General features: G+C 37.7%; 15 protein-coding genes. 12 read left to right on the forward strand and 3 right to left on the reverse strand.

The features are described 5' to 3' along the window. The first annotated feature begins 25 nt into the window (after nucleotides 1–25). The 12 genes from ACH3O9_RS08840 (at nucleotide 26) to ACH3O9_RS08895 (ending at nucleotide 10,262) form a co-directional block, all read left to right on the forward strand. On the forward strand, nucleotides 26–2,431 hold the full coding sequence (locus tag ACH3O9_RS08840) for a heavy metal translocating P-type ATPase (RefSeq protein WP_416446389.1): 2,406 nt from the start codon (nucleotides 26–28) through the stop codon (nucleotides 2,429–2,431). An 11-nt stretch (nucleotides 2,432–2,442) separates the two neighbouring features. Then, nucleotides 2,443–2,682: a hypothetical protein gene (locus ACH3O9_RS08845; RefSeq protein WP_416446391.1), complete on the forward strand. Its 240-nt coding sequence runs from the start codon at nucleotides 2,443–2,445 to the stop codon at nucleotides 2,680–2,682. 86 nt (nucleotides 2,683–2,768) lie between these two features. Beyond that, entirely contained in the window at nucleotides 2,769–2,975 is a 207-nt protein-coding gene (ccoS, locus tag ACH3O9_RS08850; RefSeq protein WP_416446393.1) for a cbb3-type cytochrome oxidase assembly protein CcoS, read from the forward strand. Between the two features lie 3 nt (nucleotides 2,976–2,978). Then, complete coding sequence (ccoN, locus tag ACH3O9_RS08855; protein ID WP_416446395.1) at nucleotides 2,979–5,183, forward strand: cytochrome-c oxidase, cbb3-type subunit I; 2,205 nt, start codon at nucleotides 2,979–2,981, stop codon at nucleotides 5,181–5,183. 2 nt (nucleotides 5,184–5,185) lie between these two features. After that, on the forward strand, nucleotides 5,186–5,380 hold the full coding sequence (locus tag ACH3O9_RS08860; protein WP_416446397.1) for a CcoQ/FixQ family Cbb3-type cytochrome c oxidase assembly chaperone: 195 nt from the start codon (nucleotides 5,186–5,188) through the stop codon (nucleotides 5,378–5,380). Beyond that, nucleotides 5,377–6,360, forward strand: a complete 984-nt coding sequence (locus ACH3O9_RS08865; RefSeq protein ID WP_416446399.1) for a cbb3-type cytochrome c oxidase N-terminal domain-containing protein — start codon at nucleotides 5,377–5,379, stop codon at nucleotides 6,358–6,360. Before ACH3O9_RS08860 ends, ACH3O9_RS08865 begins: the two co-directional genes overlap by 4 nt. 21 nt (nucleotides 6,361–6,381) lie before the next feature. Next, complete coding sequence (locus ACH3O9_RS08870; protein ID WP_416446401.1) at nucleotides 6,382–6,681, forward strand: hypothetical protein; 300 nt, start codon at nucleotides 6,382–6,384, stop codon at nucleotides 6,679–6,681. A 47-nt stretch (nucleotides 6,682–6,728) separates the two neighbouring features. Further along, the gene (locus tag ACH3O9_RS08875; RefSeq protein ID WP_416446403.1) at nucleotides 6,729–7,106 is read left to right on the forward strand and encodes a group III truncated hemoglobin; all 378 of its coding nucleotides are present in this window, start codon (nucleotides 6,729–6,731) and stop codon (nucleotides 7,104–7,106) included. Continuing rightward, a complete protein-coding gene (gene ccoG, locus ACH3O9_RS08880) occupies nucleotides 7,106–8,527 on the forward strand; it encodes a cytochrome c oxidase accessory protein CcoG (protein ID WP_416446405.1) in 1,422 nt (473 codons plus the stop codon). Before ACH3O9_RS08875 ends, ccoG begins: the two co-directional genes overlap by 1 nt. A 181-nt stretch (nucleotides 8,528–8,708) precedes the next feature. Further along, nucleotides 8,709–9,155, forward strand: a complete 447-nt coding sequence (locus ACH3O9_RS08885; protein WP_416446407.1) for a FixH family protein — start codon at nucleotides 8,709–8,711, stop codon at nucleotides 9,153–9,155. A gap of 3 nt (nucleotides 9,156–9,158) precedes the next feature. Then, nucleotides 9,159–9,866 carry a sulfite exporter TauE/SafE family protein gene (locus ACH3O9_RS08890; RefSeq protein WP_416446409.1) on the forward strand — a complete coding sequence of 236 codons (708 nt, stop codon included), beginning with the start codon at nucleotides 9,159–9,161 and terminating at the stop codon, nucleotides 9,864–9,866. Between the two features lie 210 nt (nucleotides 9,867–10,076). Further along, nucleotides 10,077–10,262: a hypothetical protein gene (locus ACH3O9_RS08895; RefSeq protein WP_416446411.1), complete on the forward strand. Its 186-nt coding sequence runs from the start codon at nucleotides 10,077–10,079 to the stop codon at nucleotides 10,260–10,262. A gap of 61 nt (nucleotides 10,263–10,323) precedes the next feature. Here the strand turns inward: ACH3O9_RS08895 and hemN are convergent, their stop codons facing one another. The 3 genes from hemN to ACH3O9_RS08910 all read right to left on the reverse strand — a co-directional run bounded on the left by hemN (nucleotide 10,324) and on the right by ACH3O9_RS08910 (nucleotide 14,619). Further along, nucleotides 10,324–11,700 carry an oxygen-independent coproporphyrinogen III oxidase gene (gene hemN, locus ACH3O9_RS08900; RefSeq protein ID WP_416446413.1) on the reverse strand — a complete coding sequence of 459 codons (1,377 nt, stop codon included), beginning with the start codon at nucleotides 11,698–11,700 and terminating at the stop codon, nucleotides 10,324–10,326. 371 nt (nucleotides 11,701–12,071) lie between these two features. After that, nucleotides 12,072–13,286: a phage integrase SAM-like domain-containing protein gene (locus ACH3O9_RS08905; protein WP_416446415.1), complete on the reverse strand. Its 1,215-nt coding sequence runs from the start codon at nucleotides 13,284–13,286 to the stop codon at nucleotides 12,072–12,074. A gap of 328 nt (nucleotides 13,287–13,614) precedes the next feature. Continuing rightward, the gene (locus tag ACH3O9_RS08910) at nucleotides 13,615–14,619 is read right to left on the reverse strand and encodes an OmpA family protein (RefSeq protein WP_416446417.1); all 1,005 of its coding nucleotides are present in this window, start codon (nucleotides 14,617–14,619) and stop codon (nucleotides 13,615–13,617) included. Nucleotides 14,620–14,887: the final 268 nt, after the last annotated feature.

The raw sequence follows: 14,887 nt of genomic DNA on the forward strand, positions 1-14,887 counted from the left end.
CTTTGCCACAGGTATAGAGTAAATTATGGAAAATTGTTATCATTGTGGCGACCCTTGCCGTGATACAAAAATTGAGCATCAGGAAAAATCCTTTTGTTGCAACGGTTGTAAAACGGTGTTTGACATTCTCAACGAGAATGACCTCACCTATTATTATGATTTGCAATCTACACCAGGAAAAACACCTTTGGAAATGGAGGGGCGTTTCGATTTTCTGGACAACCAGCATATCATTGACCAATTATTGGAATTTGATGAGCAGGACACCCAAATTGTTTCGTTTGTAATCCCTCATATCCATTGCAGTTCTTGTATTTGGGTGCTAGAGAATATTAACAAACTGAATCCTGCCATTAAGAATGCCCAAGTCAATTTTCCGCAGAAATCGGTACGAATTACTTACAATTCGGCTGAAATCAATTTAAAAGAATTGGTCTTCCTGCTTTGCAGGATAGGCTATGAACCCAATATATCTCTCGAAGATTTCAACAAGAAAAAAAAGATAATAGACCGAAGCCTTATCTATAAATTGGGCATGGCAGGCTTTGCCTTTGGAAATATTATGTTTCTGTCGTTTCCTGAATATTTTGAAGTAAGCGAATTTTGGTTGGATAAATTTAAAATCCTATTCCGATGGTTGATGTTTGCTTTTTCCGTGCCCGTTGTTTTTTACTCGGGACGCGATTATTTTGTGTCCGCCTATAAAGGTTTACGTTCTAAAATTTTGAACATTGACGTACCCATAGCTATCGGTATAGCCATTCTATTTTTGCGCTCTACTTTGGAAATTGTGATGGATTGGGGCACGGGTTTTTTTGACAGCTTTGCCGGATTGGTTTTTTTCTTGCTATTGGGCAAATTCTTTCAGCAGAAAACTTACGCATTTCTCTCTTTTGAACGGGATTACAAATCTTATTTTCCTATTGCGGTTACACAGTTGTTTAGAGAAGAGAGTCATAATAATTCCACTTTCGCGAAAACTGATGAAATCCAAACACCTGTATACGAATTACAGGCAGGCCACCGCATCCTGATTCGAAATAACGAACTCATCCCAACCGATGGGATATTAATAAAAGGAACAGCACTCATCGATTACAGTTTTGTAACGGGCGAGGCAGCACCCGTAATCAAACAATCGGGCGATAAAATCTATGCCGGTGGGAGACAAAAATCAGGAATTATCGAAGTTGAAGTTACAAAAGCGGTTGAGCAATCCTACCTTACACAATTGTGGAACAACGATGTATTCAGCAAAAACAAAGCAACCACGTTCGAAAATCTTACCGACCAAATAAGCCGAAGATTTACAATTGCCATTTTAAGTATTGCTGTAGTAGCGACCGTTATTTGGCTTTTTATAGATGCAACTGTGGCATTTAATGTATTTACTGCTGTGCTTATTGTGGCTTGTCCCTGTGCCATTGCATTAGCAGCACCCTTCACACTTGGAAATATGTTGCGCATTTTTGGGAAGAGAAAGTTGTATCTCAAAGAAAGTAGCGTCCTCGAACTACTGGCACATATAGACACCGTGGTATTTGATAAAACAGGAACACTTACAACCCACAATAAAAATCTAATTACGTATCAAGGAATTTCGTTGACCGAAAACGAACAAAAAATCCTGACCAGCACCGTGCGAGCATCCAACCATCCGTTAAGCCGTGCGTTGTACGATTTGTTACAAGAGAATAGTATTTGCACATTAGATGATTTTACCGAAGAAACCGGAAAAGGCATCACAGGAATTTACAAGGATTTGAGGGTAAAAGTTGGTAGTTATGCTTTTGTTGGAAACATAAAAGAAGTGGCTGCTACCACACATACCCAAGTCCATATTAGTACCAACGACGAGTATAAGGGGTGTTATGTTTTTTATAATAATTATCGAGAAGGAATGGCAGCGTTATTTTCTGAATTGAGCAGTACAGCGAATTTGGTAGTACTATCTGGCGATAACGATGGCGAAAAAGAATTTCTAAAAACCCAATTGCCTAAAAACGCTCAATTAAAATTCAATCAAAAGCCAGAGGATAAGCTCAATTTTATAAAAAATCTGCAGCAACAAGGCAGAAAAGTTATGATGGTAGGCGATGGATTGAATGATGCTGGTGCCCTTGCCCAAAGCAACGTGGGTATCGCTGTTTCTGAAGACGTAAATGTATTTTCGCCCGCTTGCGATGGGATTATTGATGCTAGTAGATTAAAAGAGTTATCTGAATTTTTAAGACTATCAAAAAAGAGTATTCGCATTATAAAATACGCCTTTGTATTCTCATTATTCTATAATCTAATTGGGTTGGGATTTGCGGTTACCGGAAATCTTGCACCTGTGGTGGCAGCAATCTTAATGCCTTTAAGTTCCATAAGTATTGTGGTTTTTACCACAATTTATACTTATATGATAGGAAGAAAATCATCAACTTAAATTTAGTTACAATGAAACAGGAAATCACGTTGGTATCGCAACATTTATTTCAACTTAAGAAAAAATATGAAATGAGCCATTGCACACAATGCGTAATTATGAAGGATTATTTTAAAAGTGAATATGAGCGTCTCAAAATTAGGTTGAAATCCTTGGAACGCCTTTCAGTCAGTAATAATATTGTTGATGTTGAAACACTTGCCGAAGCAAATAAAACAGTAGGAATTTTAGGGATGTACGTAATGGTTTGATGGTTCAAATATATTTTCCATAACTGACAAAAGTCATCTTTTACCCAAGTTCATCCAAGTAAATTTACACCATAATTCAGGTAGGTATGAGTATCATTTATGTATTGATTACTGTTAGCGTCATCGTCGCTATTATATTTTTTATCGCATTTGTCTATTCAGTTAAGAAAGGACAATATGACGATACCTATACCCCATCTGTGCGGATGCTTTTTGAAGACGAAATCGTCAAGCCAAAAAAAGAAATAAGTAAATCCGATAAGAAAGAAATAATTCAAACCAGTAACCAATAAATTATGCAAACAGAACAATTTTACTACGATAATAAAATCGTAAAAAAGTTTGTAAATGCCACGATATTTTGGGGCATAATCGGTATGAGCGTGGGACTCTTGCTCGCCTTTATGTTTTTATTCCCTAACGTAACCGATGGGATTTCGTGGTTAAGCTTTGGGCGTTTGCGTCCCCTACACACTAATGCTGTTATTTTTGCCTTTGTCGGAAATGCCATCTTTGCAGGTGTTTATTATTCCACACAGCGATTGCTAAAAGCTCGTATGTGGAAAGATTGGTTGAGCAACCTCAACTTTTGGGGTTGGCAAGCCATTATTGTTGGTGCTGCAATTACATTACCGTTGGGTTATACCACTTCAAAAGAATATGCCGAATTGGAATGGCCATTTGATATTGCCATCGCGTTAATTTGGGTTGCGTTTGGTGCAAACCTTATTGGTACAATCCTCAAAAGAAGACAACGCCATTTATATGTTGCCATATGGTTTTATTTGGGAACATTTGTAACCGTTGCTGTGCTGCATATCGTAAACAGTATCGAACTTCCTATTTCGGCATTAAAAAGTTACTCGGTGTATGCTGGCGTACAAGATGCACTCGTTCAATGGTGGTATGGGCATAATGCTGTGGCTTTTTTCTTGACCACACCATTTCTTGGTTTAATGTATTATTTTGTCCCAAAAGCAGCCAATAGACCTGTCTATTCATACAAACTATCCATTGTACACTTTTGGTCACTTATTTTTATTTACATCTGGGCAGGACCTCACCACTTGTTATATTCTTCGTTGCCGGATTGGGCACAGAATTTAGGGGTTGCATTTTCCATAATGCTTCTTGCACCATCTTGGGGTGGAATGATTAACGGACTGTTAACCTTGCGTGGTGCGTGGGATAAAGTGCGTACAGATCCTGTTCTTAAATTTATGGTCGTGGCGATTACCTGCTATGGTATGGCAACTTTTGAAGGGCCTATGCTGTCACTTAAAAACGTAAATGCCATTGCGCATTTTAGCGACTGGATCATTGCACACGTTCACGTAGGCGCATTGGGCTGGAATGGGTTTTTAACCTTTGGTATGATTTATTATCTCGTGCCAAGACTGTTCAAGACCAAATTATGGTCAATAAAATTGGCAAATGCCCATTTTTGGGTAGGAACACTCGGTATTATTATGTATGCTTTGCCAATGTACGTTGCTGGGTTTGTGCAAGCTTCTATGTGGAAACAATTTAATCCAGATGGAACGTTGACCTACGGAAATTTCTTGGAAACATTAAACGAAATCATACCAATGTACTGGATGCGTGCCATAGGTGGTAGTTTATTTATCGTGGGATCGTTCATAATGTTATATAATGTAATTATGACGGTACGGCAAGGTAGCAAAGTAACCGACGAACTTGCCGAAGCTGCACCCTTACAGCGTGTTACTAAAGACCGAACCGTAAAGGAGGGATGGCACGAGTGGCTGGAAAGACGCCCGGTAAAAATGACTATTTATGCTACAATCGCAATTTTAATTGGCGGTATCGTGCAGATTATCCCTTCTTTGATGGTAGATGAATATGTTCCGGTCATTTCAACCGTAAAACCTTATACGCCATTAGAGTTGGAAGGGAGAGATATTTACATACGTGAAGGTTGTGTATCCTGTCACTCACAAATGGTTAGACCTTTTCGAAGTGAAGTGGAACGTTATGGCGAGTATTCAAAATCTGGGGAATTTGTCTATGACCATCCATTTCTCTGGGGAAGTAAACGGACCGGACCAGATTTGCACCGTGTGGGCCAGAAATATAGTGACAATTGGCACTTAAACCATTTCTATGACCCACAGAGCACAAGTTCTGGTTCTATAATGCCGTCCTACAAATGGCTTATTAATAATAAACTTGATAAATCCCAGACCGAAGATAAGATGGAAGCAATGGTTACACTCGGTGTGCCTTATACAAAAGAAGAAATAGAACGCGCACAGCAATGGATGGATGAGCAAGGGACGCAAATTGAGAAAAACCTGTATGCCGACCCAGATTTTGTGACAACCTATGAAACAGATAAGAAGTACGCCAAGGAAAACGGTGAGGATTTTATTGAAATGCGCGACCGTGAAGTAGTGGCGCTCATTTCGTACCTGCAACGTTTGGGAACGGATATCAAAATTAAAACTGTAGAAGAAGTAACCGCTAACAAAAACCAATAGTTATGTTGAAATATATAAAAGGCAACTTGGAAAATATAGAAGGTGTAGAAATCTACCCTATGATTTCCCTGCTCATTTTCTTCATCTTTTTTTTGGTGCTTTTTTGGTGGGTATTTACCGCCAAGAAATCACATATCGAAGAAGTGAGCAACATTCCATTAGAATCTGATAGTAACGAAAACGACGTATTCCTATGAAGACAGCAGCTATATTAAGAATATTGGGCTTTGGGGTGGTAGGCTATTTTTTTCTGAATTGGATTGGGTCTGAAGGCGATACATCAGCTTTTACCGAACAACCGTGGTTATGGGCTTTTTTAGGATTTATAATATTGGCCTATTCCGCAGTCGAAATTTGTGTTATTGCCCTGGAAAGTGTTCTTTATCGTACCCTAAAAGCAGAAGATAAAGTAAAATTTGACGACAAACGTGCTTTTGAAAAAGCAAATCAATTCAAATGGTTCAAGGATACCTATAAAAAATTATTAGGGAGCAAACCTATTGAACAAGAAGGCGAAATTGTACTAGACCATAATTATGACGGTATACGCGAGCTGGATAATAAACTGCCACCCTGGTGGGTATATGGCTTCTATGCAACCATCATTTTTGCAGTGGTCTATATGGCGCGTTATCACATCTTTGACGGAGCAAGTCAAGAAGAAGAATATAAAATAGCCGTTGCCGAAGCCAAAATAGAAATAGAAGAATACAAAAAGACAGCCAAGGATTTGGTCGATTTTAATACGGTAGAGTTATTGGTTGATGCGAGCGATTTGAAAGCTGGCGAAACCATTTTTACGGGCAACTGTATTGCGTGTCACAAAGTTGGTGGAGCTGGCGGTATAGGACCAAACCTAACTGATGACCATTGGATTCTTGGAGGCGGTATCAAGAATGTATTCAAAACAATTTCTGAAGGAGGCCGTGCTGGAAAAGGAATGGTTTCTTGGAAATCTGACCTTAAGCCTTCGGAAATGGCGCAAGTTGCCAGTTACGTATTAAGCTTGCACGGCACAAATCCTGCAGATGCCAAGGAACCAGAAGGAGAGATATGGCTGGATGAAAATGCCCCTGTGGAAGACGTTCAGGTTAAAATAATTGACAGCACAAAAATTCAGATTATTATAGAAGACCAACCTGTTACCGGAAATGTGGTGAAGGATAGTATCAATTAATTCACAAAAAATAAACTTAAAATGATGATGACCGAATTAGCGGAAAATTTAAAGTTGAGCAACCATCCCGTTATCAAGAAAATACACGACGAGAACGGAACAAAGATAATGGCCATAGGATTAAAACGCGGTGTTGAATTGGCAGAACACGTTGCACCTTGCAAAGCGCGATTATTGGTTATAAAAGGTGAGATAGATTTCAATACCAAAACCGAGAGCAAACGGTTTGCCTGTTATGAAAGTTATGACATTCCAATGAATGTAAAACACAGTGTTGTTGCTTGGAATGATGCAATCTTTTTATTGTTTTTGAATGAATAGCAAATTATATTTCACTTTAAGCGAAATCAAAACACAATCATTTTAAAATGGAAGATATAAAAGATAGGACCGATATTGAATTGCTCGTAAACAATTTTTACGATAAAGTAAGGGCAGACCAAACTATTGGTTTCATTTTTACCGATGTCGCAACTGTGGATTGGACAACACATTTACCAAAAATGTACAGCTTTTGGGAAACAGTATTGTTGGGCAAAATGAGTTTTAAAGGGAACCCAATGGATACCCACATAAAATTGAGCCAAAAAACCGAAATGAGCGAAAAACATTTCAACCAATGGTTAACACTTTGGAATGAAACTGTTGATGAACTTTTTATAGGAAAAATAGCTACAGAAGCAAAACAACGTGGTAAAAACATAGCGGGATTAATGGTTTTTAAAATTGGGAACTACGCAAACTAATGGCAGAACAAGGGCAAGATAATTTCAGGGATACCATTGGCACGCTCAATGAAGAAGGGAAACGCGCTTGGGTATTTCCTAAAATGCCTGTGGGCAAATGGTATGAATACCGTAAGTATGTGAGTTATGTGCTACTTGTTTTTTTATTTGCTGCACCTTTTGTAAAAATTAATGGGCATCAGTTTTTGCTTTTTAATGTGATGGAAAGACGGTTCAATATTTTTGGCTTTCCGTTTTGGCCACAGGATTTTTACATTTTTGTAATGATGATGCTTGTGGGCGTGGCCTTTGTTATAGTGTTTACAGTGGCCTTTGGACGTTTGTTCTGTGGTTGGGTGTGTCCGCAAACTATTTTTATGGAAATGGTTTTTCGCAGAATTGAATATTGGATAGATGGCGACCGAGGCAAACAAATGCGATTGGCTAAAATGCCGTGGAACCTTGAAAAAATCCTAAAACGTTCTTTAAAATGGTTTGTATTTTTTGTGATTTCATTTTTAATAGCCAATATATTTTTGGCTTATCTCATAGGTAGCGACCGCTTGATGCGATACATAATAGATGGGCCAATGGAACATAAAAGCACGCTCATTTCACTCATTATTTTTACAGGGGTATTCTATTTTGTGTTCGCGTGGTTTAGAGAGCAGGTTTGTATCATCGTCTGTCCTTATGGAAGATTGCAAGGCGTATTGCTCGACAATAAATCTGTGGTCGTGGCTTACGACCATAAGCGAGGCGAAAAAGAAGAAGGTAGGGCCAAATTCAACAAAAAAGAAAACCGTGCTGCAACAGGAAAAGGTGATTGCATAGATTGTTTTCAATGCGTGCAAGTGTGTCCCACAGGAATTGACATACGTAATGGTACGCAATTGGAATGTGTAAACTGTACCGCCTGCATAGATGCCTGCAATAGTATGATGGAAGCTGTTAATTTACCAAAAGGTTTAATACGCTATGCCAGTGAAGAAAACATTGAGAAAAAGACCAAGTTTGAATTTACACCAAGATTCAAAGGATATACAATATTATTGGGTATTCTTACGGCAGTACTGGTTGGAATGCTTTTCCTGCGTAACGATGTAGAAGCAGATATTTTACGATTACCAGGACAGTTGTACGAGCGTAAAGCAGATAACATTATAAGTAATGTATATACCTATAAACTGGTCAATAAAACGAACAATAATATTGAAAACATCACTTTTAAGTTACTCTCCCATAAAGGAAGGATAAGCGTTGTGAGTCACGAAACGTTTACCGTACCGGCAGGCGATCTTGCCGAAGGAACATTATTTGTAGAATTGAATGCAAGTGCATTGAGTGGCGATAAAGATAAAGTGGTTATAGGTGTATACAGTGGCGATGAACAGATAGAAACCACCAGAACAGCATTTCTTGGACCAAGAAGTTATAAGTAATTTTTTTTTAAATAGTGGAATTAAGACAAACATATATGAAAAACCAACCCAACAAAGAATGCTGTAATGGCTGCAAAAATGGACAACCAGGTGGTAATGTTTCGTGCAAAGCAAAACTAATGGTCGAGGAAATAAATGAGGTTAAAGAAAAACGATTTTTAGAAACTAAAAACCGAAAGCTATGAAGATTAATTGGGGAACGGGACTAGTTGTAGCAATGGCACTTTTTGTAGGATTCATTCTGTTTTTAGTGTATAGAATGAGTACTGAAAATAACCTGAATCACGACTTGGTAACCGAAGGCTATTATCAAAAAGAAATGGAATTGCAAGACGATATTTATGCACAACAAAACACCGCCGCAATGGAAAAACAGATTACAGGGATAAAGAACGATATGGGCTATTTGCTTCAGTTTCCTGAAGGTTATGCGCCAGAAAAAATAAAAGGAAAAGTGTTCCTATATAGACCGTCTAACAGGCAACTGGATTTTGAAATTCCGCTGGAACTCACAGATCCTAATTTGCTCATACCTGACAACCGCTTGTTGGACGGTCGATGGAACATTACCATAGATTGGGAATACGAAGGGAAAACTTATCGCTTCAAAAAACAGATAACCTATTAAAAAATGTTAATCACGGCACTCATATTCGGATTGTTGGGCAGTTTCCATTGTGTGGGAATGTGTGGCCCTATTGCCTTTCTGCTTCCGGTAGATAGAAGCAATCCGGTAAAACGAGTGTTGCAAATATTGAGCTATCACGCAGGTAGATTGCTCACGTACGGCACCATTGGGTTGTTGTTTGGGTTTTTGGGAAGACGGTTGGACGTATTTGGTTTCCAGCAACATATCTCTATCGGTATTGGGGTACTGATGATTTTGGCAATTCTTTTGCCATCAAAAATTTTCAGTAGATACAATGGCTCAAAATTTATGTACAAATGGGTCGGGAAAGTTAAGAGTGCTTTGGGTGCAGAGCTCAAGCGAAAATCTATGGATAGTCTTTTTACCATTGGTTTTTTAAATGGTTTCTTGCCTTGTGGATTGGTCTATATGGCAGTTTTTGGAAGTGTAGCAGCAGGTAATGCGTGGCAAGGCGGCCTATATATGGTGTTTTTTGGATTGGGCACAATCCCATTAATGACAACGGCTACCTATCTGGGCAATTTTTTAAATACAACGCTCAAGCAACGCATTTTAAAAGCTATACCCGTGTTTGTGGTTGTTGTAGGCGTTCTGTTTATTTTGAGAGGTTTGGGATTGGGCATACCCTACATCTCGCCTTCAGAAATGGTAGCGGTTGAACAGGTCTCAGCAAAGCATTCCTGTTATTGATGAAAACTAACTTTAAAAACACAATAGTATGAACACACTTTTATTACCATTAGTCAATTGGGGATTAGGAACTATAATCATCGGTGTTTTTGTCGTGGTATGTATTATCCTCGTGGCAGTAATTTATAGCCTTTCTCGCGGAACCAATAACGTAAGAGACGACGTAAACGACACTAACATTGAAAACAATGAATCAAAAAATCTATCTATATGAAACTAAATATATTACTACTTCAAGATATAGGTCGTTGGACTGATGGCTGGATAGCTTACAGTCTTTATGGGATTGTAGTTGTGGCTATTGCGGTATTTTTAATTTATAAAATAAGAAAAGCAAAAGACCGTAAACGTCGTAATGAGCGCATACGCAAGGAAGATATTGAAAAGCGTAAATAGAAAGCCCGCAAGAATAACCTATATTCAAAACGGGCTTTCTGAGCAATGAACTTTTTATATTTTAAACAGTCATTGAAAACAATTTTGTCTGTGGCTTTTTGCGCTGTAAGCGCAAGTCAAAAGGTAGGCATACATTGCGCACGTAAGGTTTACCGGCTTCAGCTACTTTAAGGTGGTTTTCTGAAATTTCAATCAAGCCATCAATTTCCATTTCTGAAAGTTTTTTCAAAATTTCTTCAATTTCTAGAACGCTCATTTCTTCTTCTTTCCAAGAAGTCTCAAAATTGCACATTAGATTTAAAATGTGTTTGCGGATAATGAGGTCCTCTTCATTAAGAATATGACCACGCATTACAGGTAGTAGATCTTTGCGCAACAGCTCATAATATTCCTCTAAAGTCTTCACATTCTGTGCAAAGCCATACCAGCTATCGCCTATGGCAGATACGCCCAGACCAATCATAACATCAGTCTTCGAGGAAGTATAGCCCATAAAATTACGGTGGATGTTGCCGCATTGTTGTGCATAGTAAAGTGCGTCCGTTTTTAGCGCAAAATGGTCCATCCCAATTTCTACATAGCCTGCCTGCAACAGCATTTTTTTACCTATTTCATATTGAAGCCGTTTCTGTTTTGGCGATGGCAAATGTTCTTCACTATAACCACGCTGACCATTTCCTTTTATCCACGGCACGTGTGCATAGCTGTAAAACGCGATGCGGTCTGGCATCAATTCTATGGTTTTATTGACGGTATTTATCACATCATCTTGTGTTTGAAACGGAAGCCCAAATATAATATCGTGGCCTACAGATGTAAATCCAGTTGCACGAGCATCAACCGTAGCACGTTCTACATTTTCAAAAGGCTGAATACGATTAATGGCCTTTTGAACCGTCTCGTTATAATCCTGTACGCCGTAACAAACTCTGGTAAATCCGTTGCGGTTGAACATTTTGAGGTGTTCACGAGTGGTATTGTTGGGATGGCCTTCAAAACTAAATTCAACTTCTTCAGCCATATCTGCAATCTCAAAAATCCCAATTAATAGGTCTTCCAAATTTTCAGCAGAAAAGAACGTGGGTGTACCACCGCCAAGATGTAATTGCTGAATCAATGGTTTATGACCAATAATTTCCGCATACATTCTCAATTCCTTCAGCAATGCTTGAATATATGGCTTTTCAACCAAATGATTTTTTGTGATGCGCTTGGTACATCCACAAAACGTACACATACTCTCACAAAATGGAAGGTGTATGTACAAGCTGATACTTGGTCGTTTTCCGCTTTCGCGAAAGCGTAATCCCTGTATCAAACTCTCTTTCCAGCCTGAAACCGAAAAGCTATCCCCATCCCAATACGGGACTGTGGGATAGCTTGTATATCGTGGGCCTGGAACGTTGTATTTTGAAACTAAAAAGGTGTCACGTTTCATATAAAAAGGCTCGTTAGGATTACAAGACTATTTATAATAGTGCTTGCCATTAAAAGCTTGAAAATAAAAGCTGGCTTTTGTACCGTCAGTATAGCGGAGTTGTGCATTGTACAGATGCTCACGCATACAAGGACAAGTGCCATATTAAATAGTCCGTGACCAAAATTAAGTATTTGGAAAATTGCGATAGACCCCAGACACGTAGATAACACGATGCCTAATGCGGAATATCCCATTACATTTTCTGTAAAATCTTTTTTTAATCTTGCTAAAGCTGTCATACCTGTTGTTTTAATATTACAGGACAAAATTAGCTTTGATGTACAGGGTATTTTATGACTTTTGTCAGTTTAGGTAAACTGTTTTTAATTCTAAAAATTGACTACGCTATCCAACGCATCATCAGCATCTTTGTGGATGAAGTTAGCTTGGTATTTTATTGTTGTAGTAACGGATGAATGCCTATATAATTTTTGAAGCATTTTAATTGGAATCTTATCCTCTGAAATTTGACCAAAACTGTGTCTGGCAATATGCATAGTAACCTTTTTGGATATTTCAGCTTTTGATGCAACTTGCTTCAAATATTTGTTGAATTTTTTATTTGATGTTTTGGTTTTAGCATAAACATCTTTAGGGTCTTTGAGATTGGCTTTTTTCATTTCTGGAAAAACAAAATCTTCATCGTTCTTCTTTTCAGAGCGATAACACTCAAGAGTAGAATACGCCTTGTCAGGAATTTTAAGGGACAGCAATTTAGAATTTTTGTCCATTCGATAGTGAAGTCGTCCATCATAAATAGCTGACCAGCGAATTTTTAAGACATCAGCAGTTCGTATGCCAGCAAAGTAGAAACTAAAAAGCCAGACATTTCTTGCGTGTTTCTCATTATCAGTAAGATTCTCAACATTTTCCAATGCTATTATTTCGTCTTTAGTGAGTCCAACTTTTTCAGTTTCAGGGAATTTTATACGTATTTTATCGGAACCAAACGGATAGAGCTTTTTATCTACGATTCCCATCTTAATTGCCCTGTTATAGATAGTTCTGATAACTACAAGATTATTTACTATTGACCTTTCAGAAACTTTTCGAGTACTCATTAAATAACTTCTGAATTTCCTTAGAAATTGTTCATCAATTTCTTGAAACGTAAGTTGTCTGGATTTTGCAAAACCCAGTACGTGATTCACACGGGCTTTATCTGCGGAATGACGTGCCAGTTTTTTGTTCGTTTCCAATTCATTTAAGAATTCATCTGCTACCTCAAAGAAGCTAATGGATTTAGTTGGTGCATAGAGCCTATCTTTAATTTGATTGGCAGATATGTCTTTCTTTTCAGATTGTAAATCAATTAATGTCTTATTGGCTTCACTAAGTTTTGTAGTAAGCAGGCCATTAAGCCTTAAGGAATTTGGATGTGATTTCTTTACTCGAATGTTCTTTGCATCCCAATACTTTAGTTCGATGTAGTGGCCTATATAGTGATAATTGGAGCGTCGGTTTTTTGTAATTCTAACGGCTAATGGATAAAGCCCTTTGCTATTAGGTTTTTTTCTGAGAACGATTTTTGCATTTGAGGCCATATTCTAAAATATTGAGACATAAAGATAATCATTTTTGGTACAACATAGGTACAACAAATTATGATTTTAAAGCATATGAGATGATACCATAAAATATTAAATATCATATAAACAGTTAATTATGAAGTTAATTGATATAATTTGGCAACAAATTCGCTGGATTCAAAACCCAGTTCTTACGAGTGCGGGTTCGATTCCCGCCCGGGGTACAAAGCCTCAACTTATGTTGAGGCTTTTTTATGTCTACTAAAGACTGAAGCATTAGCTAGAAAAAGAAAAGGCTCAGATTTATCTATCTGAACCTTTTCTAAATGTAGTGAAATGAGTACTATTCTATTATGAGATCTACCCTTCTGGAAAGTTCAATATTATTAGAATCTTTAGTGTCTATCTCACCTTGATTATCGATAGTTATTTGGTTAGAATCTACTCCCAGACTTAATAAATAATCGACTACAAGATTGATGCGTTTTAACGCCAGTTCTCTATTGTAATTAGGATTACCTGTGCCGTTTTCAGGAGACGCATAGCCAGATACGCGTATAGATTTACCGTCGGTTAATTGATCTGCTATTTTTTTGATCGCATTAAACGCCTGAGTTCCATTTATGAAAGTGAACGAGTCATATTTAAAGAAAACATGCTCATTGATATTTGCATTACCAGCAATAGAATCAGTGGTTGCAACTTCCTGTATAATAGTTTTGGTGCTGTCTATTATAGTAGGTTTGAGGTAAATTGTATCATTTACCGGTGGTGCTATGTAGAAATCGGCATGTTCTGTACCCGATTTGCCTAAAACGAAAGTTGCGCCTAAATTAAAATTAATAATGGTGGTAGTTTTGGTATCCGGGTAGTCTCCTTGCGGACGTGAATTCACACCGGTTATAAAATCAATGCCTGCTCGCAAAAAAAAGCGGTTAGTAATCTTAACCTCATTATCTACAAAGGCTGCTAGTTGAAAATTAGACACGCGGTGAGTTGCTTGTTGAAAATCATCTTCCGAGGAATAGGAATAATTACCTCCAATACCAGCTAAAATTGTATATGGTTTTAAAAATGATTCAAATTTTAAAACGCGTCCTACATTAGCAACTCCCATCAAAGTTGCAGACTGATAAGTGAATTCTGTAATTTCAGTATAATTTACACTAAGTTTAGCTCCAAATAAGGGGTTAAACATATACCTAACGCCAAAATCTGCATTGTAAAATTCCATAGGGCGTAAATCTCTTAATTTGGTTACCCCTACTTCGGGTTCTATTGACCATTTGTTAAATTCTTGGGCGTGCGTTGCTACGGTTATTAACAACATCGCGATAAATATCCTCATGTGTTTAATATTAGATTAGTTTTTAGATGAATTTTAGTTAGAAAATAATGCAGGTTTGAAGAAGGTGGACGCTATTTCCTTTAATTCATTTCAGAGATCATTTTTTAGAGTTAAAATAGATTTAAGTACTAATATGGAGGGAAATTTAACAATATTATAAATAATAGAGGGTTGACTTTGGAATAAGTTAACAATTGGGAACCAGAAAGGTATAAAAATTTGGAAGCCAGCATTAAAAAATCAGAAAAAATAGAAAACTTTTCGACGA

This window comes from Leeuwenhoekiella sp. A16 (assembly GCF_047946675.1).
In the GTDB taxonomy this organism is placed as follows: Bacteria; Bacteroidota; Bacteroidia; order Flavobacteriales; family Flavobacteriaceae; genus Leeuwenhoekiella.